Annotated in this window: 21 protein-coding genes and 5 CRISPR repeat arrays; of the genes, 12 read left to right on the forward strand and 9 right to left on the reverse strand. The window is 70.5% G+C overall.

Features of this window, described 5'->3' with window-relative positions:
- Positions 1-90: 90 nt before the first annotated feature.
- From ACZ4FV_RS34450 to ACZ4FV_RS34465, 4 genes are read left to right on the forward strand one after another with little or no spacing between them, the layout of a single operon-like run.
- Positions 91-1248, forward strand: coding sequence for a glycosyltransferase (locus tag ACZ4FV_RS34450; protein ID WP_465324187.1), 1158 nt, complete (start codon positions 91-93; stop codon positions 1246-1248).
- Positions 1245-1949: a hypothetical protein gene (locus tag ACZ4FV_RS34455; RefSeq protein WP_465324189.1), complete on the forward strand. Its 705-nt coding sequence runs from the start codon at positions 1245-1247 to the stop codon at positions 1947-1949. Before ACZ4FV_RS34450 ends, ACZ4FV_RS34455 begins: the two co-directional genes overlap by 4 nt.
- Positions 1946-3181 carry a glycosyltransferase family protein gene (locus tag ACZ4FV_RS34460; protein ID WP_465324190.1) on the forward strand — a complete coding sequence of 412 codons (1236 nt, stop codon included), beginning with the start codon at positions 1946-1948 and terminating at the stop codon, positions 3179-3181. Before ACZ4FV_RS34455 ends, ACZ4FV_RS34460 begins: the two co-directional genes overlap by 4 nt.
- Positions 3178-4068, forward strand: a complete 891-nt coding sequence (locus ACZ4FV_RS34465; protein ID WP_465324191.1) for a glycosyltransferase family 2 protein — start codon at positions 3178-3180, stop codon at positions 4066-4068. Before ACZ4FV_RS34460 ends, ACZ4FV_RS34465 begins: the two co-directional genes overlap by 4 nt.
- Here the strand turns inward: ACZ4FV_RS34465 and ACZ4FV_RS34470 are convergent.
- Entirely contained in the window at positions 4026-4526 is a 501-nt protein-coding gene (locus ACZ4FV_RS34470) for a P-loop nucleotide/nucleoside kinase family protein (protein ID WP_465324193.1), read from the reverse strand. The two genes, ACZ4FV_RS34465 and ACZ4FV_RS34470, sit on opposite strands and share 43 nt — an antisense overlap.
- A gap of 103 nt (positions 4527-4629) precedes the next feature.
- On the opposite strand from ACZ4FV_RS34470, the gene ACZ4FV_RS34475 reads away from it, so the two are divergent.
- The 4 genes from ACZ4FV_RS34475 to ACZ4FV_RS34490 all read left to right on the forward strand — a co-directional run bounded on the left by ACZ4FV_RS34475 (position 4630) and on the right by ACZ4FV_RS34490 (position 7418).
- On the forward strand, positions 4630-5604 hold the full coding sequence (locus ACZ4FV_RS34475) for an FkbM family methyltransferase (protein ID WP_465324195.1): 975 nt from the start codon (positions 4630-4632) through the stop codon (positions 5602-5604).
- Between the two features lie 49 nt (positions 5605-5653).
- Complete coding sequence (locus tag ACZ4FV_RS34480; RefSeq protein ID WP_465324197.1) at positions 5654-6103, forward strand: NUDIX domain-containing protein; 450 nt, start codon at positions 5654-5656, stop codon at positions 6101-6103.
- 227 nt (positions 6104-6330) lie between these two features.
- A complete protein-coding gene (locus ACZ4FV_RS34485; protein ID WP_402239506.1) occupies positions 6331-7107 on the forward strand; it encodes a hypothetical protein in 777 nt (258 codons plus the stop codon).
- A gap of 176 nt (positions 7108-7283) precedes the next feature.
- On the forward strand, positions 7284-7418 hold the full coding sequence (locus tag ACZ4FV_RS34490) for a hypothetical protein (RefSeq protein ID WP_402239508.1): 135 nt from the start codon (positions 7284-7286) through the stop codon (positions 7416-7418).
- A gap of 207 nt (positions 7419-7625) precedes the next feature.
- Here ACZ4FV_RS34490 and ACZ4FV_RS34495 read toward each other — a convergent pair whose 3' ends face one another.
- The 7 genes from ACZ4FV_RS34495 to ACZ4FV_RS34525 form a co-directional block, all read right to left on the reverse strand.
- Positions 7626-8024, reverse strand: a complete 399-nt coding sequence (locus ACZ4FV_RS34495; protein ID WP_465324200.1) for a hypothetical protein — start codon at positions 8022-8024, stop codon at positions 7626-7628.
- Positions 8025-8179: 155 nt separating this feature from the next.
- Positions 8180-8453: direct repeats of the CRISPR family, unit length 29 nt.
- 226 nt (positions 8454-8679) lie between these two features.
- Positions 8680-9381, reverse strand: a complete 702-nt coding sequence (locus ACZ4FV_RS34500; protein ID WP_465324203.1) for a DUF6508 domain-containing protein — start codon at positions 9379-9381, stop codon at positions 8680-8682.
- Between the two features lie 266 nt (positions 9382-9647).
- A CRISPR array of direct repeats spans positions 9648-10409; the repeat unit is 29 nt; unit sequence GGGCTCATCCCCGCGTTCGCGGGGCCGAC.
- Positions 10410-11031: 622 nt separating this feature from the next.
- On the reverse strand, positions 11032-12213 hold the full coding sequence (gene tgmC / locus ACZ4FV_RS34505) for an ATP-grasp peptide maturase system methyltransferase (protein ID WP_465324204.1): 1182 nt from the start codon (positions 12211-12213) through the stop codon (positions 11032-11034).
- Positions 12210-13199 carry an ATP-grasp ribosomal peptide maturase gene (gene tgmB, locus ACZ4FV_RS34510; RefSeq protein ID WP_402239514.1) on the reverse strand — a complete coding sequence of 330 codons (990 nt, stop codon included), beginning with the start codon at positions 13197-13199 and terminating at the stop codon, positions 12210-12212. The genes tgmC and tgmB overlap by 4 nt, the downstream gene beginning before the upstream one ends.
- Positions 13196-13540: a putative ATP-grasp-modified RiPP gene (gene tgmA / locus ACZ4FV_RS34515; protein ID WP_465324206.1), complete on the reverse strand. Its 345-nt coding sequence runs from the start codon at positions 13538-13540 to the stop codon at positions 13196-13198. Before tgmA ends, tgmB begins: the two co-directional genes overlap by 4 nt.
- Before the next feature lie 1529 nt (positions 13541-15069).
- Positions 15070-16269 carry a methyltransferase domain-containing protein gene (locus ACZ4FV_RS34520; protein WP_465324208.1) on the reverse strand — a complete coding sequence of 400 codons (1200 nt, stop codon included), beginning with the start codon at positions 16267-16269 and terminating at the stop codon, positions 15070-15072.
- A 509-nt stretch (positions 16270-16778) separates the two neighbouring features.
- Positions 16779-17052: a CRISPR direct-repeat array (repeat unit 28 nt).
- A gap of 463 nt (positions 17053-17515) precedes the next feature.
- Positions 17516-17850: direct repeats of the CRISPR family, unit length 28 nt.
- A gap of 300 nt (positions 17851-18150) precedes the next feature.
- Positions 18151-18696, reverse strand: a complete 546-nt coding sequence (locus ACZ4FV_RS34525) for a hypothetical protein (protein ID WP_465324210.1) — start codon at positions 18694-18696, stop codon at positions 18151-18153.
- Positions 18697-19437: 741 nt separating this feature from the next.
- Between ACZ4FV_RS34525 and ACZ4FV_RS34530 the strand changes: the two genes are divergently transcribed.
- Positions 19438-19785 carry a hypothetical protein gene (locus ACZ4FV_RS34530; RefSeq protein WP_465324211.1) on the forward strand — a complete coding sequence of 116 codons (348 nt, stop codon included), beginning with the start codon at positions 19438-19440 and terminating at the stop codon, positions 19783-19785.
- A 274-nt stretch (positions 19786-20059) separates the two neighbouring features.
- Positions 20060-21186: direct repeats of the CRISPR family, unit length 28 nt; unit sequence GGACCATCCCCGCGGACGCGGGGCCGAC.
- 1179 nt (positions 21187-22365) lie between these two features.
- Here ACZ4FV_RS34530 and ACZ4FV_RS34535 read toward each other — a convergent pair.
- Positions 22366-23721 carry a hypothetical protein gene (locus ACZ4FV_RS34535; RefSeq protein WP_465324213.1) on the reverse strand — a complete coding sequence of 452 codons (1356 nt, stop codon included), beginning with the start codon at positions 23719-23721 and terminating at the stop codon, positions 22366-22368.
- Between the two features lie 207 nt (positions 23722-23928).
- Between ACZ4FV_RS34535 and ACZ4FV_RS34540 the strand changes: the two genes are divergently transcribed.
- From ACZ4FV_RS34540 to ACZ4FV_RS34550, 3 genes are read left to right on the forward strand one after another with little or no spacing between them, the layout of a single operon-like run.
- Positions 23929-24129: a hypothetical protein gene (locus tag ACZ4FV_RS34540; protein ID WP_465324215.1), complete on the forward strand. Its 201-nt coding sequence runs from the start codon at positions 23929-23931 to the stop codon at positions 24127-24129.
- On the forward strand, positions 24122-25090 hold the full coding sequence (locus ACZ4FV_RS34545) for an MvdC/MvdD family ATP grasp protein (protein WP_465324217.1): 969 nt from the start codon (positions 24122-24124) through the stop codon (positions 25088-25090). Before ACZ4FV_RS34540 ends, ACZ4FV_RS34545 begins: the two co-directional genes overlap by 8 nt.
- Before the next feature lie 3 nt (positions 25091-25093).
- Positions 25094-25945 carry a serine/threonine-protein kinase gene (locus ACZ4FV_RS34550; protein WP_465324219.1) on the forward strand — a complete coding sequence of 284 codons (852 nt, stop codon included), beginning with the start codon at positions 25094-25096 and terminating at the stop codon, positions 25943-25945.
- The last annotated feature ends 122 nt before the right edge of the window (positions 25946-26067 follow it).

Below are 26067 nucleotides of genomic sequence, written 5' to 3' on the forward strand. Positions count from 1 at the left end.
TTCATCATGTTGTCACGGTCCTGATCGCCAGTTTCCTTCTTTCACCGACCCGGGTCGAGCCCCGGGCTCCGAGAAGGAGGGTCGCACGCGATGCGCCTGCTCTACCTGCTCAACGTCTCCAACGCCGGCCGCCTGACCGCCGACTCCGGCTTCACCTTCGCCGATCTGCTCGCCCCCGCCCTGGTGGACGCCGGCGTGGAGGTGACCGTGGCCTCCCCGATCCCGGCAGGCGACGAGCGTGTGCACTTCACCCGGACCGCCTCGCCGACCACCAAGTACCGGGCCCGCTTCAACCCGGGCATGGGCGCGATGGTGCGGCTGTTCCGGCACCACCGGCCCGAGGTCGTCGTGGCCAACCAGATCGAGGCCGCGCCGGCGATCCGGGCCGCCTTGCTGGAGGCCGGAGTGGACGCGCGGATCGCCGGCTACTGCCACTACCTGCCGTTCTCCTTCACCGAGACCGGCAAGCTGGAGCTGGACCCGGCGATGGACGACGGCGGGTTGGGCCGCAGTGTGCTGCTGGCCTTCGCCGCGGGCCTGGCGGCCTGCGACCGCGTCCTGGTCCACTCCTCCACCGCGGCCTCCTGGACCAGCGCGGCTGCCGCCCGCACCGGCGTGGAACTCCTCGGCGAGAAGTTGCACGTGGTGCCCGCTCCCAGGGACGTGCGCCTGGTGCGCGACCCAGCCGACATCACCCCGCCGGCAGGGCAGGCCACCGGCATCTACAACCACCGTCTGTACGCCCACTACGGCACCTCCTGCTTCACCCGGCTCGCTCGCCGGCTCGTCGCCGAGGCCCCGGTGCGGCTCACGGTGATGGACCTGTTCGGCGCCCGCAGCCCCGAGCGCGTCCGCCTGGACCCAAGCCCCGAGCAGCACTTGGGAGAGCTGGCCGCCGTCGATGGTGTGGCGATCGCCTCCGACCGCGGCGACCGCATCCGCTACCGCAACCTGTTGGCCGAAGCCCACTTCGGCATCGCGCCGTTTCGGCCCGGCTGCCCCTGGTCCATGTCGGTGATCGACTGCCAGGCGATGGGCCTGCCCGTGATCGGCCCACGCACCGGCTGGCCGGCCGAGCACATCGACCCCGAGCTGCTGTTCGACACCGACGACCAAGCCGTCCGGATCGCCGACCGCCTCGCCACGGACCCGGAGTTCTACCTGCTGCACGCCAAGCGGGCGCACGCCTCCACCGCCGATCTTGCGCCCGCCGCGGTGGCCACCCGCTACCTGGAGGCGATCAAGTGAGCGGCTACGACGCGGTCCTGCTCTCCTACGACGAGCCGCTGGCCGACTCCCTGTACACCCGCCTGTCCCGGGTGTTGGGCGACACCGTCAAGCGTCTGCACGGGGTACGCGGGATGCGTCGCGCCTACCGGCTGACGGCCGAACTGGTCGACACCGACCAGTTCTTCCTCGCAGACGGTGACTTCGCCATCGACCACGCGTTCCCCGCCGCCGAGGTGGAGCCGCTGGCGGACGGGGTGTCCATGCGGGTCTGGCGGGCCGTCAACCCGGTCAACGGCCTCACCTACGGCTACGGCGGTCTCAAACTGATTCGCACCGGTGCGCTGCGCGAGATGGGTCAGGCCGTCGACGTGCTGGCCGCGCTACCCGGACGCGTCGAGTTCAGCGAGCACACCGCCGGCACCACGCTGTTCAACCAGACCCCGTTCCACGCCTGGAAGGCAGGCTTCCGCGAGTGCGCGATGCTCGCGCGCGGCAGCGAGTACGGCATGACCGACACCTCGGCCCAGGAACGCATCATGGCCTGGACAACGAGCAAGGACGGCGACTTCGCGCACTACGCGGCGGCCGGTGCCCGCGACGGGTGCGACTTCGCCCACTCGGCGGCCCGCGACCCCGAGCGGTTCGAGGCGCTCAACGACCCGAGCTGGCTGCACCGGCACTTCACCACGCTGCACGGCGAGCAGGCGATCGCCGGATGAGTACCCACTCCGGGCCGCTGGTCCTGATCGAGCCGTATGCCCACCGAGGCGGCGGGCACCACCAGCGCACGCTGATCGCACTCGCCGCCGCGTGCCCGGGCGCCCTGGTCATCACCCCGGAGGGGATCGCAGACGGCCTCGGTCCGCTGCGGCGTGCCGGCGCCCGCATCACCACAGGCCCCGTGGGTCCGACGGCGAAAACGCTGCTGGCCGGTGCGCGAGCGGCGGCACGCGTCTCGGCTGTCGGTCAGCGGCTCTTCGCCTCGCGCAGCCGGCCGGTGAGCTTGCGTCGGCTACCGCACCAGGTCACCCTGATCGCTCGCTGTCTGACCGAGGCGGCGTGCCTTCGCACTGCCCGTCGTCTCGCCCCGCAGCCCGGAGCGGTGGTGATCCTCAGTGCGAGCGAGGCCCTGCACGATGCTGCCGCCCTGCTCGGCGGCGGCCGACATCTGCGGTTCATCCACGAACTCGTCACCACCGAGGACCGACCGCTCCGCCTGTTGAGTCGGCTGGCAGGCCGGGGCGAGAAACGCGTGGTCGCGCTGTACCCGACCACCGCAGTCCGCGATCGGCTCCGGCGGAGCTTCCCCCACCTGCCCGGACGGGTACGGGCATTCGCGGTCGACGACGGCCGGCGCCTGACCGAGGCCGAAAGCGAGGGCGCCCGATCCGCCTTCACCATCCCTGCCGGTGCGACGGCCGTGTGCCTGATCGGCGGCTGGTGGCCGTACAAGGACATCACCACCGTCGATGCCGCCCTGGCCCGCGTCACCGAGCCGCTGCACGTCCTGGTCTGCGGAACTCCGCTGGACGCCACGGTGCTCGAACGCTGGCAGCGCCTACCCCTCGTCCGAGTCCACATCGTGCCCGGCCCGGTCGGCGAAGACGTCCTACGACTCGTCTACGCCGCCGCCGATGCCGCGTTGGTGGCCCGGCGTCCCGGGACGGGCAAGGAGTCCGGACTGGTCATGGACGCCGCCCGGCTCGGGGTGCCGCTGATCGTCTCCGACCACGACCCGGACCTGACCGAGCGGCTGGCCGGACAGTCCTGGGCCCGGCCCTTCACGGCTGGCGACCCGGACGCCCTCGCCATGACCCTCGACCGGCTGCAGGCCGCGCCGCCTGCCCGACCGGGGTCGCGGGCCCCCGCAGCGGTGGGCATGCTCCCGGCCCGCGAACAGGCCGCCTACCTCACTGACACCTACACCGACCTGGTCAAGGAGTACCGATGACGCCCGCCTCCCCCACCTTGATTGCTGTGGTCGGCCCGGTCGAACCGGCCCTGCTGACCGCGTGGACCACCCACTATCGCCGGCTCGGCGTCGAGCGCTTCCACCTCGCCTTCCACTTCCCCCAGCACGTCCCCGATGCCGGGCGCCACAAACTGCTGGCCACCGCCCGGGAACTCGGCCTGCCCACCGGCCAGGTCAGCACGGGTCCATGGCACGAGCACACCAACTCCGAACTGCGCGACGCGCTGCGCGAACAGGCCGGCCCCGGTTGGCACCTGCTCGCCGATTCCGACGAGTTCCACACCCACCCGGCCCCGCTCGCCGAGGTCACCGAGGCAGCCGAGGAGAACGGCCGAGCCGTGGTGGGCGGGCTGATGCTCGACCGCGTCAGCGCCGACGGCCGCCTCGCCCTCTGGCGCCCCGAGGAGGGACTCGACCGCACCTTCCCTCTCGGCGGCCACCTCACCCACCGCCTCCTGCACGGAGACCCCCGCAAGATCGTCCTCGCACTCTCGGACGCCGCCGTCGCTTCCGGCAACCACCGCGCCCCCGGCCGCAAGCCCGACCCCCACACACTCGCGTGCGTCCACCACTTCAAATGGCGCTCCGGCGTCGTAGACGACCTGCGTCGCCGCGTCGACCACTTCACAAGCGGCGCCTGGACCGAGCACACCCCGGCAGTCCGCAGCGAGGCCACACGCCTGCTTCAGCACATCGACCGCCACAACAACCGCATCGACGTCTCCGACCCCCGCCTCGGCTTCCGCCACGTCACCCTCGACCACATGCCCGATGACTGGGCCACCGAAGCCGCCCGGATCCACACCGCTTGGCGCCCGCCCCGTCAGAGCCGGCCCGGCTCCACGATCTCCTCGCCCTCATTCTGAGGCGCCTCGAACCGCGCGAAGAAGTCGTCCAAAGCCTCAGGGGTCACGATCAGCGAGTTCGCGTCACCTCTCCGGTTGCGCTCGGCCAGCCTGCGCAGCAGCTCGTCCCGATCGACGGGGAAGTAGAGCAGCCGCCAGCGCCCGCCGGCCGACTCCACCAGCTTCTTCATCGCATCGCGGTCCTTGCGCGGCCACAGCCCGTGGTCCCAGACCACATCCCGGCCCTCGGAGACCAGCTCGACCAGCCGTGAGTGCAACTCGGCGACGACCGGGGCCTCCTTCTCGAAGTAGGTGTGCTCCGGGTAGTCGACGCCGTACCGACCGTGCCGCTCGTGGACGACCTCGTCCACCGAAAGCCGCACCGCGCCCTGCCGCTCCAGCTTCCGCCGAGCGTAGGTCGTCTTTCCCGAACCGGTGAGCCCCACCAGCAAGAACACCACTGGAGAACTCTCGGCCACCGACGACTCCCCTCACCGCTACCGGCGTTCACCGGCAAGTCTGCCACCACGGCCGGCTCCGGGAACCGCGTTCCGAACCCGCCACCACCCGAAGGAGACACGCGTGCTCGCCGCCGCCCTCGCCCGCCTGGTGCGGGCCTACGTCCGCCACGCGCCCGGAACAGTCGGCAAGCGCCCGCTCGTCGACCGTTTCCTCGACGATCACCTTCGAACCCATCCCCTTCACACCACCGCCCGGTTGCGCTCGGGTGACCTGGTCACCGTCACCACCAGCGACGTCATTCAGCGCTACCACTACCTCTTCGGCGAGTGGGAGCCGAACCTGAGCGCCTTCCTGCGCGACCGCCTGCGGCCGCGGGATACCTTCGTCGACGTCGGGGCCCACCGCGGTGCGTTCAGCCTCCTTGCCTCCCACGCAGTCGGACCGACCGGCCACGTCGTCGCCATCGAGCCCACCCCGCAGTTCCACGACGACCTCGTCGGCGCAGCCACTACCAACCACCGCACGAACATCCGCAGCGTCCGCTCGGCCGCCTCCGACACCACCGGCACGCTGATCCTCTACCTGGAGGACCCGGCCAACCTCGGCCACACCACTGCGGTTCGACCCCGCCACGTCCACACCACATTCCACGTGCCGACCGCGCCACTTGCGGAGCTGCTCAGTCAGGCCGAGCTCTCCACCGCCCGGGTCATCAAGATCGACGTCGAGGGCGCCGAGGCGGCGGCGGTCAGGGGACTGCTGCCCGCGCTTCCGCGCCTGCGCGAGGACGCGGAACTGGTCGTGGAAGTCACCCCCAGACTCCTGGCCAAGCAGGGCGAGAGCACCACCGGCATCATCGACAACCTGCGCGAGCACGGCTTCCACGCCTACACGCTCACCAACGACTACGACCCGGCCACCTACCCCCGGGCCATACACCGCCCGCAGGCGCCCGTCAGGTGCATCGGGACCCCGGAGCAAATGACCGACTTGGTCTTCTCTCGCATCGACGCCGACCTCCTCCCGCTCGATTGCCGAGCAGGACCCACACATCCCGGCCGCGGGGTCGGCCTGAGTCGCCTGCCTCGCCGTTGACACCCGTGGCGCTTGACAAGGACTGGGTACTTTGACGAACAACAGTGCTATGAACAGTCGCAATTCGGTCTGCGTGATCGTCCACGACAAGGACACCGACACGATTGCCGCCGTGCACTACGCCGCCCGAAACTGGTTGCCGCAGCCGGCCTGGACGGTCCCGGGCGGCAAGGCCGAGCCGGGCGAAGCCCTCGACGAGGCCGCCGCTCGTGAACTCGAAGAGGAAACCGGTCTGCTCGTCGATCCGGCAGATCTCGTACTCGTCCACGTGATCCACGTCGAACAGGGCTGGGACCAGGCCGGGCAGTTCGTCCTCTTCGTCTTCGCCACCGAGACGTGGTCCGGCGAACTGACCAACACCGAGCCGGACAAGCACCTGGCTGCCCGGTGGGTCGCTGCAGGTCAGCTGCCCGAGCCCGCGTTCCCGACCTCCGTGCAGGCACTGGTCGCCTACCACGGTGGAGGTCCCTCCTTCTCCCGCTACGGATGGTCGGTCTAGCGCTGAACATCCCTGCGGAACGTGTCCCGGAAGGTACGGAGACGCCGATGAGTGGTAGGGAGGACTGGCGCTCACGGCGGCGAGGGGGAGGGGCTCGGTGGAGGAGGTGCCGACCTCGCTGAGCTCCGGTGCCGGGCAGCACCCGGCCTGATCTTGGCTCGTATCGGTCTCTTGCGGAGAAGCCAGACAGGGCAGCATCGAGGGTAGGTCGGCTGCCGGGAGGCGCGATGCTGAACTACGCAGGGGACTGGATATTCCCGAAGGCCGAAGCTTTCAAGACCGAGCGGGAGCTCAGCACACACGTCCTGGGCGTGCTCGAAAAGTGGTTCCACATCCAGGAGCAAGTGCCTGGATTGTACCGGGGGTGCGAGCCCGTGAGAATCGATGCGATTCTAGTTCCACGTGATCCCGAGCCCTGGTTCGACGAAGAGCCAGCGTTCGGGGTGGAGTTCAAGCGCCCCGTGGAGGACATGAATCTGGGGTCTTACCATGCGTGGGCTGGGCAGGCTGTCGACTATGCGCACTGCGAGTTCGGGCGTCATGGGCGCCTTCAGGTATTCCTCTGTCCTTCCCCCATGGTCGGCTATCTGGCCAGCGAGCGGCACATGACTGAAATGCGGCAACGGCGTGCGAGCCTGCCGGCAGTTGCAGAGCAGAGTGAGCTGAGCATTTCGGCCCGACTGCCAAGCCCGGGGGATATGCCCGAAATGATTCGAGCGCGAGCCAACAAGAGGAGGAGGGATCAGCAGGCCAGACTCGATACCGAGGACGCCACAGCCCGCGGTCTCGGTTTCGAGGATGATGTGCATAGGAGGCAGGAAGAACGTCGATCCACAGCGCTGGAACTTATGCGTCTTCTGGGCCAGCTCAACGTAGGGGAGCTTATGCCGAGCCGATACTACGGGTGGACGCTGCTGCGTTCCGGCGTGCCGCTGTGGTCGGAAAACAGAGGCGTCCACCGTAGGTTCAGCCTCAAACCGCGGACAGCGGCTCGTGATCGTTGACCAGACGTATGGTGGACGCCGTCCGGCTCACCCAGGAAGGCCAAGGTCCGAAGAACCTGTGGGCGACGCCGGTGCGGAACCCTCAACGCGTTCGCGGGGTCGACACTGGCTGATCTGGGATCCACCCGGTGAGTAGCACCGTTTTCATTTAGTTGCATCTCGCTACCTATCGCTGCTTGGCGCGATACAACCGTTCGGTCTTCCCGCAGGCGCTCTCCGCGTTCGGGGCGGACCTCGTCGACGGGAACGCCACATCCCTTTCTCCATGGGCCCACGATCTGGACGACGGCGACGACCAGGACGCCGGGTGAGACCTGGTAGCCGACAAAGAAGCGGCCGATGGTGACCTCGCGTCGGTCCTTGTCGTAGGTGGGGCTGGATCCGTATCCGTAGGGATCGTTCGCCAAAGCCCGCACGCCCGTGTCGAGTTCGTTCCTGTCGCCCGGCGACAGGGCGCCGCGTTCCCGGTCCGCCCGCGGGCTGTACCGCACGCGGTAGGCCATTGCCGGTCTCCCGTGTCAGTCGGGACGCGCTTCCGGCTCGACGGCTCGGCGCCGCGCCTCGTCCGCGGCGGCGTACTCGGCGTGGAGCTCCTCCAGGGTGATCTCGCCGTTGATCACCCGGGCCTCGTTCGCGGCTGCGCTCGCCACCGCCCGAGCAACGGCCTCGTCGGTCTCCGCGGCCAGGCGGGTGTCGCGGAACGCCCAGTCCTTCACGACGAACTGGAGCCTGTGGGCCGGGGCTTCACCAACGGCCTTCTCGAACACGGCCCGCTCGTCGGGGTTCAGCGTCGCCCGGACGCCGTCGATCGTGCCCGGCCGGACCACCACCACGCCGTCCACCACCGCCCGCAACATCCGGCCGTCACCGCCGCCCCCTGCGGGCCCGACCTCGTGTTCTCGCCGCCTCTCGTCCATGACGACAGTCTGCCGCCCCGAGGCGGCGACAAGGAACGGCCACCACGGGATCGGGACCAGAGCACCCCGTTCGCGGGCCAATGTCAGCCAGGCGTCCGTAGCCTGCGTGATCTACGGAGCCGACACCGACGCTGCCATTCCGGGCACGAAGATCCTGGGCCATCCCCGCGTTCGCGGGGCCGACCGGCGCCTGCACTTCGCGGTGGAGCGCGTGCGGGGACCATCCCCGCCTTCGCGGGGCCGACGGCGCCGGCCGGTGTGACGCCGTCGCGGTGGAGGGACCATCCCCGCCTTCGCGGGGCCGACCATGCCTCGATCGTCGACACGCGGTTGAGCATCGGACCATCCCCGCCTTCGCGGGGCCGACCGACGGCTGCGAGTGCTGCACTGTCCAGACCTGGGACCATCCCCGCCTTCGCGGGGCCGACCCTGGATGACCTGGGGTTCTACCGGTGGGTAACACCGATTTCGTTCAGTTGCATCTTGCCGCCTGTTGTCGCCTGTCGTGAAGCGGATTTCCCTCGACTCCACGGTATTTCACCGTGCGGCCTCTTCCCGGCATTTGTCATTCCCGGCTTGCCGGATCAGCCGCTTGACGGACGCGCGTCGAAGGCGAATCATCACGTTCGAGCAGACGGGTTGTGTCGTGGCGGGGTCAGGAATCGTCGTGTTCTGTGGGGTGGTCGGGGTCCTCGGCTGTGTCCCAGCCGTGTTTGACCTGTTCGTAGGTCTGCTTCTTGTTCCAGGATCCGGTGGTGGTCCAGGTGAGTTCCTGGACGTCGAAGGCGTGGGTGTCCTGGTTCCACATCAGTCGGGTGCGGCCGTCGCGGGCGATGTGGGTGACCTGCCGGTGTCGGTGATCACCGACGTACACGTGTCGCGCCGGGGCCTTCCCGCGCCGGGGCGCCGGCGCTGGACCGCCCCGGTGGGCGAGGTGGGTCTCGACGAGGGTGGCGAGCACGGCGTGGAACAGCCCGTCGGCGATGGCCGTGCCGATCTTGCCGTCGCAGAAGCGTTCGCCGCGGACCACTTGCGTGGCGGCGAGGACGGCTTCGTCGGGGGCGAGCCCGCCCGGCTTGCGGTGGTCGGGCCGGCGCGAGGCGGTCCAGTCTGCGCGTGGGGTGACCGCGCCGACCTCGTACAGCAGCTCCACCGCGCGGTTCACCCGATCCGAGTAGTCCGGATAGGCGAGGGTGAGGACGCCGTCCTCGGCTTGTCCTGGCCGGGTCCAGACCACGTCGCCGGCCGCAGGGGTGACGAAGTCGCCTGCGAGCGACGCGAGTTCCGCCCATGCCTCCGTCCTGTCCAGGTGCAGGGCGGTGGTCAGATCGCCCTTTCGGGCGCGGCCGTCGTCCATATGCGGCTCCCTTCCGAAACGCGGGGTCCAGGTCTGACCGCGGGGCCCTGCGGCGCGCCGGTGCGGCCCAGGGCGGCTCGGACAGGGTGGGGCAATGTCGTCGACGAAGAGTCGTGCGCGTGGCGGCCGTTGATGCCCGCGTACCCAGTGTGCACCCCGGCGATTCCGATGGTGGCCGACCCGGCGATCTCCGGCCAAGCCTGCTCAACCGCTTTCGTCGCCACATCCCGGATCCGCGATCGCGCAGGTCACCACGAACCGAAGGCAGGACCATCCCCGCGCTCGCGGGGCCGACTCCGAGTGGGCCCCGAAAGCCCTGAAGGGACCGGGAACATCCCCGCGCTCGCGGGGCCGACGTGTCGGTCGACCTGGATGACGTGGACGTCGAGGGAACATCCCCGCGTTCGCGGGGCCGACCCGGAGCAGTTCGTCAAACGCGAGGCGTCCGTTGGCTCATCCCCGCGTTCGCGGGGCCGACTCGATTGGGAAGGCGACGGAGTCAGTGACCACGGGCTCATCCCCGCGTTCGCGGGGCCGACTGCGTCTCGGCCAACCGCCGCGCCGCCTCGGCGGGCTCATCCCCGCGTTCGCGGGGCCGACCGTCACCACCGCCGCCGGTCCGTGCGGACCGCGGGCTCATCCCCGCGTTCGCGGGGCCGACATGTCCTTGCCGCCCCACAGGTCGTTGATGAAGGGCTCATCCCCGCGTTCGCGGGGCCGACGCGCCGTGGTGCTCGCAGCCGTCCGCCCCGGCGGGCTCATCCCCGCGTTCGCGGGGCCGACTCGCCGGGCGGCATCACCAAAATCCCCTGAATCGGCTCATCCCCGCGTTCGCGGGGCCGACATGCTTGTGCTTGTCCTTGACGAGGACGCGCCGGGCTCATCCCCGCGTTCGCGGGGCCGACGGCCCGGAGCTTGAGGCAGTCCGGCCTGGGCTGGGCTCATCCCCGCGTTCGCGGGGCCGACCCGACACGCACCCGACACGGGACCTTGCGACCAGGCTCATCCCCGCGTTCGCGGGGCCGACCCTGGATGACCTGGGGTTCTACCGGTGGGTAACGCCGTTTTCATTTAGTTGCATCTTGCCACTTGTTGCCGCCTGTCGTGAAGCGGATCTGCCTCGACTCCACGGTAGTTGCTCGAGGCCTCTCTCCTGACGTGCCTCGCCGCCTCTGCGGAGGCAGTGACCGAGGGCCAGGCTGCCTGGTGATCGGCCGCCGGATGGATCAAAGGCGACTACCTGTGTCGACCGTTCCAGGGCACGTCGTCGGGTATGAATTGGGCCTCGAACACGTGAAAGCCCTGGGCCTTCCGCCGGAACATCCCCACGTTCGCGGGGCCGACTGGGTGGATGCCCCGTGACCGGCACCTACCGGGGGAACATCCCCACGTTCGCGGGGCCGACGTGTTGAGCGTCCCGGTCGAGGTGGCGCCGCTGGGAACATCCCCACGTTCGCGGGGCCGACTCTGCGTGACCTGGGCTTCTACCGGCCGGTAAGACTATTTTCATTCGGTTGCATCTTGCCACCTATCTGTTGCCGCCCACGCGACGGATTGCCCTGGCCCCCACGGTAGTTCACCCTGCGACCTTCCTTTCGGTGTTCCGTTCGCGGATGCGGATTGTGGAGTCGGCGGCGGGGCCGATCGAAACTAGCTGTGAGGCAGCTCCCAGGTGAGGGAGTCGTCGGGCAGGTGGATCGTCTGTCGGTCGGGGGTGATCGACATGCGGAAGGCGTCGACGGGTGGCGCGCCTTGGGCGCGCCAGCAGGTGACGGCTTGTTCGGCGAGGTTCCAGAGGCGGCGTGGTCCTCCTTCGCGGACGTTCCAGGAGCCGTCCTGTTGGGGCAGCAGGGTGGCGTGGGAGCCGTCGGCGTCGAGGAGGTGGTCGAGAAACGGGCCGTTGCCCACCTGCATGGTGACGTGCTGTGCGGTCGGCAACGCCCCTTGCACGACGAATCGGCCTGCCCAGTCGCGCAGGATCGCGGGTCCCAGGTCGGTGGGGCGGCCCGGGGTGTCGGCTGCCAGGGCCGCGCGGGTGTCGAGGCCGGGGGGTGCGTGGCGGCGGGCGACCATGAAGGAGACGGTGCCGGGCAGGAATTCGCCGATGGCGTGGCCGGGCTCGGTGACGGTCAGGCGGGTTTGGCCGAACGCGTAGAGCCAGCCGGTGAGGTTGGCGAGGACGATCGTGCCGGGCCGGGACTGTTCCAGCCACGGGCGTGGGATCTCGCGTACCGAGCAGGTCGCGATCAGTCGATCGTAGGGGGCTCGGTCCGGGACGCCGTCGAGGCCGTCGCCCACCACCAGGTGGGGCTCAAGGCCGGTGGCTTTCAGGGCTGAGGCCGCCCGTCGCGCGGTTTCCGGATCGACCTCGATCGACGTGACGCGGTCGTCGCCCAGGCGCCGGGCGAGCAGGGCGGTGGAGTATCCGGTGCCGCTGCCGATCTCCAGGACGCGGTCGCCGTCCTCGACACGGAGGTCCTCCAGCATCCCCACGACCAGGCCGGGCAGCGTCGAGGACGAGGACGGCGTCCCGAACACGGGCCCGGCCACGTCCCGGGGGCGGACCTTGTCGTCGAGTTGGGTGACCAGTGTGGTGTCCTCGTACACCCGTTCCGGTGTCGCGGCGTCCCCGAGGACGGGAGACCACATCGTGCCGTGTTCGGTGTCCACGCGTTCGAACCACTCGGGCGCGAACACCTCCCGGGGCACCGACTCCACCGCCGCGCGCCACCGGGGACTGCGGAGGTCGCCGGCGGCGGCGAGCCGGTCGGCGAGGCGCCGCCGCAACGCGCCGCGGTCCGGGGTCGTTTCTGGGGAGAAGGGAGGGTTCACGTCGGGGATCCGTTCTGGAGGAGGTCGGCGATCGCCGCCGAGATCGGCATCCCCGTCGACGCCTCGATCCACCCGTACTGCCCCATGGGATTGCACTCGTAGAACACGTGCTCCCCGGACGCGGTCAGGGCCAGATCCAGGGCGCCGTAGGACAGGTGCCGGTCGCGCATGTAGCGGGTGACGGCCGCCGCCACCGAATCGGGGAGTTCGACGACGCCGTAGCGGTGTGTGCGGTAGTCGCTGCGCCAGTCGAGCAGACCCGAGTCGATGCGCGCGGTGAACATGCGTCCGCCCACGAACGTCACCCGCAGGTCGGCGACGGAGTCGACGCGTGCCTGGAACAGGTGGGCGGTCCCGGCGACCGTCTCGTCGATGTCGTTGGCGTCGACGGCCGTGGTCCACACCGTCAACGGCCGGTCGCTCATGTCGTGATGGCGTACGGTCCGCAGCACTTTGTAGATGATCGGCCCGTGTTGCTTCGCGAACGCGCGGGCCGCGTCGGGATCCGAGGTGATCAGCGTCGGGGGAATCGTCAGACCCACGCGCAGGGCGGCGGCCAGGCCGACCGGCTTGAACGAGGCTGCGCTCGACGCGTGCGGATGGTTGACCTGCAGGCACGACAACGCGGCCAGCACACCACCCACACCGTGGCGGGCCTGCGCGGTCGCGAACAGGGCGTCCTGGACCGGAAGATGCGCGAACGCCGATCCGTAGTCCGTCGCGTGACGGTGATAGACCGCCCGCACGTCGTCCAGCACCACCCGGCGACTCGCCGTCTCCAGCACACCCGCCACCACCGGCCCGTGGCCGGCGTCGAACCGCGCCGACACCGTCAACCCTCCGGGGAAATCCACACCGGGATCCAGCCGCGCCACGGGCACCCCGCGACATCCCAACTCCTCGACCACGGCGTCCGCGCTGCGGTCCCCGAGCGGGGCACACACCAGGACCGGCCGCGATACCCGGTCGCCCGCGTCCTTGCTCAATCTTCGTCGGTCCTCGTCACGGGACGCTGGTCCGGCGCCCCGCCCTGCCCTGGATCCCGACCGTCCGAACCACCGGTCGCCTCCGAGGTCTGCGTGGCCGGAGCGGTCTTGGCATGCTCCCCCATCGTCACGATCCGCCCGTCGACGTCGCGGTACCGCGTGGTCTGGGTGACCGGATCGAGCTCGACGCTGCTGTACGGGAGATCCACCGTGGCACCAGGACCGTGGGCGGTGAGGTGATTCAGCCCCCACGGCCGCGGACCGGGACGCCGGGAACCGGGATTCTCGAACATCGCGGCGCCTCCTGGGTGAGCACGGATGTACGGAACGACACGAACCATTGCTCAACGTACGCGCCAGGCGTCCCTCGGAACAGGCCCGGCAGATCGAAATCAGGGACAGCCATCGGAGCATCCCCGCGTTCGCGGGGCCAACCGCATTCAGATCCTCGAACTACCCCAGGTCGAGGGCTCATCCCGGCGTTCGCTGGGCCAACCAGACAACCGCGCTCCATGTCCGCGAGCGTGGAGGCTCATCCCAGCGTTCGCGGGGCCGACACACGCCGAGGTTTGTTCATAACAAACTCTCTGGGACCATCCCCGCGTTCGCGGGGCCGACGCGACGAGGCCCGGAGGCAGCACCCACAGACCGGGCACATCCCCGCGTTCGCGGGGCCGACGCGACCCGGGTCGCGCGGCGGGCGAGTATCCGGGGACCACCCCCGCGGACGCGGGGCCGACCACGACCACGAAGGAGGCCCTCATGGGCTGGAGTGGACCATCCCCGCGGACGCGGGGCCGACCCACCGACTCCGCGGTGCGCTGCGCCACGACCGAGACCATCCCCGCGGACGCGGGGCCGACGACCAGCTCGGCGGCGAGCAGGTCCATCGGCGAGGGACCATCCCCGCGTTCGCGGGGCCGACGATCCGGGCCGCGATGACGTGCAGGTCCACGTAGGACCATCCCCGCGTTCGCGGGGCCGACCCCGCAGCGACCAGCAGGTCACGCACGTGGGCAGGACCATCCCCGCGTTCGCGGGGCCGACCGACCCAGGGACCGAGGAGCGCCACGGGTGAGCGGACCATCCCCGCGTTCGCGGGGCCGACATCGCGCCGGACTGGGTCAGCGGCCCCAAGTCGGGACCATCCCCGCGTTCGCGGGGCCGACTGACCGGTGGGCGATGCGAAGACCAGGTCCAGTGGACCATCCCCGCGTTCGCGGGGCCGACACGCGGTGGTACTCCTCGATGTGGGCGACGACGGGACCATCCCCGCGTTCGCGGGGCCGACTCCTTGTTTCAGGTCCACGGTGTGCCTTCCAGGGGACCATCCCCGCGTTCGCGGGGCCGACGTGACGTCGGCAAGAGTCGTCATGTGCGTTCCCGGACCATCCCCGCGTTCGCGGGGCCGACAACCCGTGGGCGCCCGGGCGCCGGATGGCGGTGGGACCATCCCCGCGTTCGCGGGGCCGACACTGGATGACCTGGGGTTCTACCGGTGGGTAACGCCGTTTTCATTTAGTTGCATCTTGCCACCTGTTGCCGCCCGTCGTGAAGCGGATCTGCCTCGACTCCACGGTAGTTCACCTTGCGGCCTCTCTCCTGGCGTTCCTCGCCGCCTTTGCGGAGGCGGTGGCCGAGGGCCCGACTGCCTCGTGACAGGCCGCCGGATGGATCACTCGACCGCCTGCGTCGACCGTTCCGGGGTCACGTCGGCGGGTGTGAATCGGCCTCGGACACGTGAAGGTCCCGGGCCCTCCGCCGGAGCATCTCCGGGTTTACGGGGCCGACTTGCCCCCGGGGTGAGTGCCGTTGATCCGCCCGGAACCATCCCCGCGCGTGCGGTGCCGCGGATCGAGCGGCGGAGGGGTCATGTGGCGAGCGGGACGGGCCAGAAAGAGCCGCCCGCTTTGCCGCAGCGAACGGTCTGCCTGCCGTTCGGGTCGATGGTGAGCATGAATTCGTCGAAGGCCGGGCGGCCGGCCGATGTCCACCAGGACCAGGCCGCCTCGGTCTCGTCCCACAGGTGGCGGGAGCCGTGTTGGCGGACGTGGAAGGTGTCGAGTTGGCGCCCGTCGTAGTCGATCGTGGCCCAGGAAGTGAGTGCGTCGTCCCGGATCCACAGTCGGGACCGGAAGGCGTCGCCCATCTGTGGGTCGTCGTTCCAGTGGGTGCGCAGGCCGGGCAGGATCAGGCCCATGACGGCCTCGGTGTGTCGGTCTCCGCCCGCGACGTCCCACGGCGACAGCCGGGTGGTGCCGGTGTCGGGGTTGTCCGAGGGTCGGGTCAGGGCTGCGGCGTCGCGTATGTCGGAGCGGTGGTCGCGCATCGTCATGAACGCGCCGCCGTGGACGAACCGGCCGCGGGCGGTGCCGTCGCGGCGGGGTGTCAGGACGAGGTTTCCGTAGGTGGCCCATGCCGTGGTCCAGGGTGTGACGATCGAGCCGCCGGGCGCCAGTTGTTCGAGCCATGCGGGCGGGACGCGGGCCACCGAGCAGGTGCCGAGGATCCGGTCGTACGGGGCCTGCTCCGCCCACCCCTTCGCTCCATCGCCCGCGATGACTGTCGGATGCAGTCCGAGGGCCTCGAGTCGGCCTCGGGCGGCTGCGGCCAGTCCCGGGTCCACTTCGATCGTGACGACGTTCGCGTCGCCCAGTCGGTGCGCGAGCAGGCCCGCGTTCCAGCCGCCGCCGGTGCCGATCTCCAGGACCCGCTGTCCCTCTGACACGTCCAGGGTCAGGAGGGTGCTCGCGACGATCGAGGGTTGGGAGACGGACGAGGACGGCCAGGCGGGCTCGCCCGGTTCGCCCTCGTGGCCGTCGCGGACCTGGATCACCGCGGGCACGTCGGACCAGGCGACCTGTTCCCAGCGGTCGGGGTCGACGGTCCGGTCGACGGGCGCGTGGTCGGGCATGCCGTCGACCAGCCGCACCCAGACGACGTCGGGCAGGAACGCGCCGCGGGGTACGTGCTCGAAGGCGTCGCGCCACGGGCCCGGGAGGGGACCGGTCACGCGTTCCACGAGACGGAGCAGGCCCGCCGGGGCCCGCTCCGTGGTCTCACTCGTCACCTATTTGTCCTTCTTCGGGGTGCCGGGGTTCGGCGGCTTGTCGGGGAGGATGGGCGGGGGCACGGGCCTCCCGGGCTGGTTGCCGTCGCTCGGTATGGGACTCGAATGATCACCCACGTCGACGATCCCTTCGGCGATGTTGGTCCGTTCCCGCCACCGGATCGGGCCACGACGATCGGACGGCTCGCTACGGTCGGTGACGAGAGCTTTACGCGTCCACGGTACGGCCGTGGCAACGCCTGCGGAATCCCCTCACGCCGACCTCCGACCACACCGGCCCGCTTGAGACAGGCAATGCACGTCCGCGAGCGGAATAACCGGCAACGGCCGAACCTTTGGACAGACCGGACTCGTGAACTCGCTTGTGCGGGGCCGATTCCAGATCGAGAGCCGTGTGAGTCTGGATCTCAGAGGCATGCGAGGCCGACGGGTCCCGCACTGAACCGTAGGGGACTTCCCGCGTTCGCGGGGCCGACGCGGCCTCGATCAGCGCTGTGTCCAGGCGGGAGGAACCCTCCCCGCGGACGCGGGGCCGACCCATGAAATAGAACGCGAGCCGCGCCCGATTTCAGGACCATCCCCGCAGACGCGGGGCCGACTCACTGACGAGCGTCACGAGCCAAATGACCTTGGGGCCATCCCCGCGGACGCGGGGCCGACTTTTCGGCGAGTTGGCCGTGTCGGCTGTTCGAGGGGCCATCCCCGCGGACGCGGGGCCGACGTGATGACGACCGGGACGAGGGCCTGGACCATCGGGCCATCCCCGCGGACGCGGGGCCGACCTGGCGGTCGCCGACGACGAGCCCGACTGGGTGGGGCCATCGCGGGGCCGACAGTTCGCTTTCTTCCCGCCGGTCAGCCCGCCGAGGGCCATCCCCGCGGACGCGGGGCCGACGCGCGGGCGGGATCAGATCGCCGACCGGCCGTGGGGCCATCCCCGCGTTCGCGGGACCGACGACAAGGATGCGGTTTTCATCGCGCCTGTCGGAGGAGCATCCCCGCGTTCGCGGGGCCGACACACCCGACACCGAACACCAGTACGACCCCGTGGGAGCATCCCCGCGTTCGCGGGGCCGACAGTGGATGACCTGGGGTTCTACCAGCGGATAATACCGTTTTCGGTCAGTTGCATTTTGCCACCTGTTGCCAACTCCCGCGAAGTGGATCTCCCTGTGACCCCAAGGTAGTTCACCCCCGCGTTCGCGGGGCCGACCTCAACAAGGTGGCGCTGCGGCCTGTCGAGTCGGAACCATCCCCGCGTTCGCGGGGCCGACCTGCGCCTGTGCGGTCCTGTGCCGGGCGAGCTGGGAACCATCCCCGCGTTCGCGGGGCCGACTCGAAATCAGCACCGAACGCACGGTCACGGATAGAACCATCCCCGCGTTCGCGGGGCCGACCGGGCGCGCGGAGCCTGGTCGCCAGTTCGGCCGGAACCATCCCCGCGCTCGCGGGGCCGACTCGCGCCCGGCCGCGACAATGCCGGTCTCCGCCGAACCATCCCCGCGAACGCGGGGCCGACTCGACGTCGCGCGTGGGCCTCGCATCACGACGGGGACCATCCCCGCGATCGCGGGGCCGGCACTGGATGACCTGGGGTTCTACCAATCGGTAACAGCGTTTCTGCTCGGTTGCATCTTGTCATCCATGTGTCGTCTTCGGCGAGGTGGATTTCCGCCGAGACCACGGTAGTTCACCGGAGCACTGCCCTCCGTGCGGCGAAGCGGCGTTCGACCCGGGGCCACCGATGTCGTGATCAAAGTCCTCGAGGTGGCCCTCTTGCCCCACCGTCCGCCGGCCGCGTCGGCGAGTGTCACCGGCGACCTCGGGGACCGAGGCGAAGTGTCCTTCGATCGGTACGTGCACCAGGCACAGTCCACCGGGTCACCCCGACGCTCCGGTGGTGTTCGGGGGTGTGGGCCGCTGCCGGGGCTCTCGCGGGGAGGTTTCGCTTTCGGTGGCGGCGGTCTCAGCCGGGTCGGTCGAGTCGGAGGCGGACTGGGTGTATCGCCGCAGAATCTTGCGGATGGCCGGAAGGTCCGCTGCGCGCTGTCGGCGCAGTCGACCTCTGGTACCGGCGGCGAGGTCTGCCGGGCGGATCACCACGAGACTCAGTCCGTTGGCCGGTATCAGCGTGTCCCTGCGGGCGTCGTACAGCGCCCGTTGCTCCCCGCGGTGCACCCCGCTGACCGTGAGCCGATCCGGCTTGTCGAAGAACGCGGTCGGCTGATCGTGTTGAAGTTCCCGGTACTCCACCACCACACGATGTTCGCTCCAGTAGCCGTCGACGGGCAACTTCTTCGCCCGACGCCCCGACTTCCCCGGGTCTCCTCGCAACCAGTCGAACGTGTGTTGGCGCTCGCCCACCTCACCCAATACCTCGTCACACAGGTCCATCACGTACGCCTCGTCACTGTCTTCCCGACCCATGACCCTCATCATCATGCAGTCGACCACCGATCGCGGGCCGCACCCCGGGAAACCGTCGCGAACGCAACGTACGTTCGGGATCAGCCACTCCCCGGGGACCGGCCACGACGAGCTGCTGGGTTCGCCGCACCAGACGGACTGGGTGCCGACGACGGCTACGCCGAGGCCGAACGTGTCGAACACCGGTCGGCCGGCGCCCGTCCCCCATGACCAGGCCGCCGCAGTCTCGTCTCGCTCACGCGGGGCCGACCGCGAGGGCAACATCCCCGCAGACGCGGGGCCGACTGACCACTGCCGCCCCCGTACTGCGAAAGCCGGGGACCATCCCCGCGGACGCGGGGCCGACGCCACGCGTCAACACCCGTTCTGTGACCGGGAGGGACCATCCCCGCGGACGCGGGGCCGACGCGGCCGAGAGCGCAACCGCGCTCAACATGCTGGAACCATCCCCGCGGACGCGGGGCCGACCCCTGGATGACCTGGGCTTCTACCAGTGGGTAACACCGATTTCGTTCAGTTGCATCTTGCCACCTGTTGTCGGCTGTCGCGAGACGGGCGGATTCTCCTCGGCCCCACGGTAGTTCACCCGGAAGGGCACCGAGCAGTGAGTCCGAGGCCATGACCTCGGCCATCCGAAACCGGGCCTTGCGCCGGAGCATTCCCGCCTGCGGGACCAACCACCCCGCTTGCGCGGGGTCGACCGGCCGGCCTGCTGACGGCCGGGGATGAGATCGTTCCCGGATGACGGATCCGGACGGCGCAGGAGCCGAGGCCGACGTTGAGCACGCGGTCATCGCGAGATATCGGTTGGCTGAAGACCGCTTCGGCACACAGCACCAACGGGATGCCGTCCGCCGGGCCGAGGCGCTGTTGACCGAGGCGATCGGCCGAGCTGGCGTCGGCGAGTTCGACGGGCACGAGTTCGGAGGCGGCGAGGTCGTGCTCTACGCGTACGGCCCCGACGCCGACGCGCTCTTCGCCGTGATGGCACCGGCGCTGCACGCTCTGCCCTTCCGCCCGGCGCACGTCGTTCTGCGATACGGGTCCGCGTCCGATCCCACCGCCACCGAACAGCGCTTGGATCTCTGAGGGCGGTCGTCAAGCCGCAGCCGGGACGGGCGCCCGGGGATTGTGAAGTGCCCCCGGTGCGCTTGGGCGCATCACGACGAGCCGAATCAACACCGCTGGAGCGTCCGCGCGTTCGCGGAGCCGACCGGGCAAGGCATGGCGTGCTTCGGAATGCCACGGGCCGGTCCCCGCGTTCGCGGGGCCGATGTCGGGGGCGTGGCCGCCGCTCGAGAACATCCCCGCCCGCCTGCGCGGGGCCGACTGGTGACCGGGATTCGCCACCACCTCGGGGGCGGGAACATCCCCGCGCATGCGGGGCCAACCCCATCAATCCCAGGTCCAGGCCGAACAGCACGGGACCATCCCCGCGTTCGCGGGGCCGACTTCGCGCTTCAGGACCGCATCAACCAGAGCGTTGGAGCATCCCCGCGTTCGCGGGGCCGACAACTCGTCGTTCTTGTACGTCTCGTCCTCGCGGGGACCATCCCCGCGGACGCGGGGCCGACCTGCACCTCGCATCGGTGCCCGTGACACGGCCGGGACCATCCCCGCGGACGCGGGGCCGACGAGCGCGCCGTGAACACCGCAATGGCGGCCGGAGGACCATCCCCGCGGACGCGGGGCCGACCACACGCCGAGGTCACCCTCCGGGCCATCCGAAGGACCATCCCCGCGGACGCGGGGCCGACGTCCGGCAGGGATACACCCCCGTCATCGTCGAGGGACCATCCCCGCGGACGCGGGGCCGACAACCGGTCCGGGGTGCACCGGATCAAGGCCCGGGGACCATCCCCGCGGACGCGGGGCCGACGGCGGCGTCGATGCCGTGGGCCTCGATCACCGGGGACCATCCCCGCGGACGCGGGGCCGACTGCGTGGGCCTGGACTACGGCACCGTGAACCCGGGACCATCCCCGCGGACGCGGGGCCGACCTCTCGCCCGACTACGCGGCAGCCCTCGAACGAGGACCATCCCCGCGGACGCGGGGCCGACGGTCCACTCGGCGCGGGTGGTGGCGTGCCGCCAGGACCATCCCCGCGGACGCGGGGCCGACCACCCTGCGGCCCAGGCTCGCCTCGGTGAGGCCGGACCATCCCCGCGGACGCGGGGCCGACCGAAGGAGTCACCTCGTGATCACCCGCATCCGAGGACCATCCCCGCGGACGCGGGGCCGACGGCTGGGAGCAGGTGGTGAGCAGGCCGCGGCGGGGACCATCCCCGCGGACGCGGGGCCGACCTCGGTGTAGTCCCGCTGTACGGCCGGAGCCAGGGACCATCCCCGCGGACGCGGGGCCGACCGACACCGACACAAGGGGGGCCGGCCGCCACGAGGACCATCCCCGCGGACGCGGGGCCGACCCGCATCCCCGGCATGCCGGGTCGTCGGTCACCGGACCATCCCCGCGGACGCGGGGCCGACTCTGGATGACCTGGGGTTCTACCGGCGGGTAATGCCGTTTTCATTTAGTTGCATCTTGCCACCTGTTGCCCGTCGTGAAGCGGATCTGCCTCGACTCCACAGTAGTTCACCTTGTCTCTCCTGGCGTTCCTCGCCGCCTTTGCGGAGGCGGCAGCCGAGGGCCGGGCTGCCTGGTGATCGACCTCCGGATGGATCACTGGCGGCCGCCTGCGTCGACCGTTCCTGGGTCACGTCGGCGGGCGGCCTCGAACACGTGAAGGCCCTGGGCCTTCCGCCGGAGCATCCCGCGTTCGCGGGGCCGACCACGACGTAACGGACGCGGTCGCCGCGTTCCGAGGACCATCCCCGCAGACGCGGGGCCGACATCGGGTGGGTGATGAACTCTGCCCACCATGTAGGACCATCCCCGCGGGCGCGGGGCCGACTGTCCGGGGAATGCGGTGAGCGCGGCCTCAGCAGGACCATCCCCGCGGACGCGGGGCCGACGGGCGTCCAGCGAGGCTTGGTACTTCGACCAGAGGACCATCCCCGCGTTCGCGGGGCCGACACGACGTCCGGCGACAAGAAGGCCCGTGAAGCCGAACCATCCCCGCGTTCGCGGGGCCGACGAGGCCGTACTGGCCGGGGGTGCCGTAGTCGCGGAACCATCCCCGCGTTCGCGGGGCCGACACCCTCGCGGCCTCCCACACGTCCAGCCCGGTGGAACATCCCCGCGTTCGCGGGGCCGACCTTCGCCCCGATGGCCCCGACTGGGATAGGGCCGGAACCATCCCCGCGTTCGCGGGGCCGACCCCTGGATGACCTGGGGTTCTACCAGCGGGTAATACCGTTTTCGTTCAGTTGCATCTTGCCACCTGTTGTCGGCTGTTCCGACGTGGATCTTCCTCGACCCCACGGTAGTTCACAGTTCACCTGGCAGTCTCCTCGTCGGCGCGGATCCTGCGGCAACGGCCGCCCGGGCACGACTGCGCAGCGTCCGGCAGCCGGATCGATCACGGACCAACCACCCGGGATCGGTTGAGCGGCGAGCCCAAGACGTGACCTCGGCGACCTGAAACCGGGCCTTCCACGGGAGCGGCATTCCGTGCTGCCCCGTCGGACACGCGGGGTGGGTGTCGTTGCTCGCAGGCGCAGCGAGACCGGCGTCCTGTGGTGTCTCCGTAGGCAGGCACAGGGTCGGTCACGTGCCGCGGAGGTGGTCGGTGGCGGACCGGTCCAGGAGTGCTGCGGCGGCGGGGATGCGGGTGTGGGGGCGGAGTCGGGCGCGCATGAGGGCGATCGCGGTGTCGGCCTGCCCGCAGCGCAGGTGTGTGTGGTCGTCGAGGAGCACGGTCCAGGTCGCGCACGCCTCGTCGAGGCGTCCGAGGTCGAGGAGCATCTCGGCGAGGATCCCCGAGGAGATCGCGCGGTGGCGTCGTTCGTGGTCGGGGCGGGCTCGGTTGCTGCGGGCCATGGCGGCCGCGGCGGTCTTCAGGTCTCCCAGGCCCCGATGGGTCAGGGCGGCGGTGTGTTCGAGAGAGGCGGCGTGGAAGCCCCCGCTGGGGCCGGCGTCCTGGTCCGCGCGTTCGAGGGCGCGTTCGGTTTCGGCGAGGTTGCGCAGTGCCGCGCGGCGGTCGCGCGCACCGCCGGTCGCGGCGGCGAGCGAGGCGGTGACGAACGCCCGGTGCAGCGGTTGCGCGGTGATGCCGCCGGCGGCGGTGACGGCCTGCTCGGCGAGGTGGACGGCTGCGGTGTGGTGGTGGAGGCCTTGGGCCTGGACGGCCATGCCGCGTAGGACGGTGGCGTAGGCGGACCCGTCGTCCGCGGAGGCGGCGAGCCGCAGCGCGAGCCCGTACAGCCTTTGCGCGGCGACGTGTTGCTCGGAATCCCAGAAGTACCAGCCGCACAGGTACGCGAGGGTGGACGCGGCCCGGTGCAGGTCGCGACGGACCGTTTCGGTGGCGTCGGCGTTGAGGCCGGCGGCGACCTCGTGGGTCAGGTAGGCGAGAGCGGTGTCGCGGACCGCTCCCGAGCCGTGCATGTCGTCGACCTCGGTGAACACCCGGGTCATGGCGCGGACGGCTTCGACGTCGCCGGCTCCGATGCGCGGGTCGGACGCGCCGGTGGTCGATGCCCCGCGTTCGGCGATCTCCTCCCAGTCGGGCAATCCCCAGGCGGCGGCGAGGGAGTAGGCGCCGGAGGTGATCAGCGTGCGTCGTTGCATGGTGCTCCCGAGTTCGGCGAGGACGGCGGCGGGGTCGAGATCCCAGGCGAGCCCGATCCCGTTTCCGGCACCGGTGGGCGCCATGCCGATATCGGACACCACCACGGGCCTACCCAACCGGCGGGACAACGCCTCCGCCAGTAACACCGGCACCGGGTCGCGCGGCCGTGCGCCGTCCAGCCACTGCGCCACCGAGGGCCGGGTGTAGTGCAGACGCATGCCCGCCTCGGCCCCGACCGCGTTCACCGCGCGGGCGATCGCCTCGTACGTACAGCCGGTCTCGGCGATCAGCGCCCGCAGCGATCCGTTGGGCGTGCGACCTGCGTCCGCCATGACGGCCATCCCCTGGGAGAGCACGACGTGTGACGTCGATTAACGCGCTTAACGCCCCGGGAAGCCAGAGGCGTGGTCGCCCAGGGCACGCGGGAGTTCACTCGGGAGTGACGGTTCGGCCGGGACGCTCCGGCTTCCGGCCGAACCGCCACCAGGTCCCGCTCACCGGGCGGGCACCAGGAAATCGAGGAAGAGAGGCAAGAGATCATGAGCAAGCCGTTGATCCTCGGTCGCAGGGCCGCCGCCACCGACGGCACCGGCCGGCCGCTGCCCGAGCACCGCTACGACCCGGCAGTCTGCGCGAACGTGGTCGCGTCCGGAGAGCTGCTGGTCCGCGCGGCCGCGCCGGACCTGATCGCCGACTACACCCAGACGCAGGAGCCTTCCGGGCTGAAGAAGGATGACTGACCCCCGAACCGGGGTCGTGGTCGTGGCCGCCGAGGACGATCTCACCGCCGACTTGGTGGTGGACCGGCTCGGCGGCCACGCCGCCGTCGTACTGCGGCTGGACCCCGGCCGGCTTGGCGAAGACCTGTGCGTCAGCGGCCGCTTCGCCCGGGGGCGGTGGGGGACGGTCCTGAGTCACGATGGGCGGTCCGTGGCCTTGGGCGAGGAGTGTTCGGTGTACTGGCGCAAGCCCACCCGGCCCGAGGCACACGCCGGCGCCGACGAGCGGTGGCGTGCCGACGAGAACACTGTCGCGCTGCTGGGTCTGCTCAGGGCCGCGCCGTTGAAGGTGTGGGTCGACGATCCGACCGTCGTGGCGGCCGCGCGGCTGAAGCCGACGCAGCTCGCGGCCGCGGCCCGGGTCGGGTTCACCGTGCCCGACACGTTGCTGACGTCGGATCCGGACGCGGCCCGCGCGTTCGTCGCCGAGCACCGCGACGTGGTCGTGGTCGTGGTCGTGGTCAAAGCCTTGACCCAGCGGCACACCACGTTCATCCCCACCACCCGGGTCCGCGCGAGCGACGACCTGGCCGCCGTCGCCGGGACCGTGCACTACCTCCAGGCCCTGGTCCAGGACCGTGCGTTCGACGCGCGGGTGACCGTGGTCGGCGACCGGGTCTTCGCCGCCGCGATCGAACACGACGGACTCGACTGCCGCGACGCGCCGGTGGGTCGCCACGAGCCGATCACCGTGCCGGAGAAGATCGAGCGGGCGTGCGTGGAGCACGTGCGGGAACTCGGACTCGCCTACGGCGCGATCGACTTCATCGTCGATCGCCACCTGGTGTGGCACTACCTGGAGACGAACGTCGTCGGCGAGTTCGGCGCAATCGAGATGACCACGGATCTCCCGATCTCGGCCGAGATCGCCCGCCTTCTCGTCCACGGCCCCACCACACCGCCCGCGCGCGCGAGGATGTGAGGCATGGACCCGCTCCTCGCCGCCGCGCTCGACGCCCTCGGCGTCACCGAGCCCCCACGGCCCCTGAGCCCCGATCACACCACCGCATGGCGCACCACCGCATGGAAGATCAAGACCGCCACCGAGCCCGGCGACGTCGCCTCACTGCTGCACGAGGCAGACGCCGTCGCACTCCTGCACGACGCCGACCTGACCCCGATGACCGTCGCCCACGGCGAAACCGCCGAGGGGGCCTGGGCGGCCTTCGGATGGCTGCCCGGCACCACCCTGTGGGAATGGTGCCTACCCGCCCGCGAAAACAGCGCGTTCCCGGACTTCGCCCGGCGCCTGCGGGCCGTCACCTCGGCGGCGTTCACCACGCTGGAACGTTGGCACGCCGCCGGGTGGCACCACGGCGACATCCACCCGGACAACATCCTGATCTCCCCCGACGAGAAGACGGTCGACTTCATCGACCACGATCTCGCCCACCACCCCCGCCTGTTGCCTCTGCAGGCCCCGTACCGCGGCGGCGGTGACCAGGCCACCGCACCCGAGATCGCCCGCCGACTCCTGGACACCACCCCCGACGTCCACATCGAACCCACCGACGCCGCCGAGAACTACAGCCTCGGCGCCGCCATCCGATGGGCCTGGAGCGGCACCACACCCGCCACCACCCGCATGGCCGGCCCCGAAGCAACGCCCGCCGACGTCCTGGAGGACATCGCCACCGGCCGACGGCGCGTCCCCCTGGCCGACGTCTGCCCCTGGACGGACCCCGACCTGACGGCCCTTCTCGACGCGGCGATGTCGCTCGAACCCGCCAGGCGTGCCACCGTCGTCGTACTCGCCGAAGCACTCGGAGCACCGTAGGTGTGACCGTTGTCGGCGTACACCTGTATGTGGCTCTGGCAAGATTTTCGGTGTGTCCTGAACGTGGAGGAGACCTCGTGTAGGAGAGCGATCTGAAGCGATGCTGCTCGAACGATGAAGGT

This window comes from Embleya sp. NPDC025285 (assembly GCF_055558835.1).

Coding starts and splice junctions, on each gene's coding strand:
- ACZ4FV_RS34450 (WP_465324187.1), top strand. CDS start 91: ATGCGCCTGCTCTACCTGCTCAACGTCTCCAACGCCGGCCGCCTGACC.
- ACZ4FV_RS34460 (WP_465324190.1), top strand. CDS start 1,946: ATGAGTACCCACTCCGGGCCGCTGGTCCTGATCGAGCCGTATGCCCAC.
- ACZ4FV_RS34465 (WP_465324191.1), top strand. CDS start 3,178: ATGACGCCCGCCTCCCCCACCTTGATTGCTGTGGTCGGCCCGGTCGAA.
- ACZ4FV_RS34480 (WP_465324197.1), top strand. CDS start 5,654: ATGAACAGTCGCAATTCGGTCTGCGTGATCGTCCACGACAAGGACACC.
- ACZ4FV_RS34485 (WP_402239506.1), top strand. CDS start 6,331: ATGCTGAACTACGCAGGGGACTGGATATTCCCGAAGGCCGAAGCTTTC.
- ACZ4FV_RS34495 (WP_465324200.1), bottom strand. CDS start 8,024: ATGGACGAGAGGCGGCGAGAACACGAGGTCGGGCCCGCAGGGGGCGGC.
- ACZ4FV_RS34500 (WP_465324203.1), bottom strand. CDS start 9,381: ATGGACGACGGCCGCGCCCGAAAGGGCGATCTGACCACCGCCCTGCAC.
- tgmA (WP_465324206.1), bottom strand. CDS start 13,540: ATGGTTCGTGTCGTTCCGTACATCCGTGCTCACCCAGGAGGCGCCGCG.
- ACZ4FV_RS34525 (WP_465324210.1), bottom strand. CDS start 18,696: ATGGGTCGGGAAGACAGTGACGAGGCGTACGTGATGGACCTGTGTGAC.
- ACZ4FV_RS34530 (WP_465324211.1), top strand. CDS start 19,438: ATGACGGATCCGGACGGCGCAGGAGCCGAGGCCGACGTTGAGCACGCG.
- ACZ4FV_RS34535 (WP_465324213.1), bottom strand. CDS start 23,721: ATGGCGGACGCAGGTCGCACGCCCAACGGATCGCTGCGGGCGCTGATC.
- ACZ4FV_RS34540 (WP_465324215.1), top strand. CDS start 23,929: ATGAGCAAGCCGTTGATCCTCGGTCGCAGGGCCGCCGCCACCGACGGC.
- ACZ4FV_RS34545 (WP_465324217.1), top strand. CDS start 24,122: ATGACTGACCCCCGAACCGGGGTCGTGGTCGTGGCCGCCGAGGACGAT.
- ACZ4FV_RS34550 (WP_465324219.1), top strand. CDS start 25,094: ATGGACCCGCTCCTCGCCGCCGCGCTCGACGCCCTCGGCGTCACCGAG.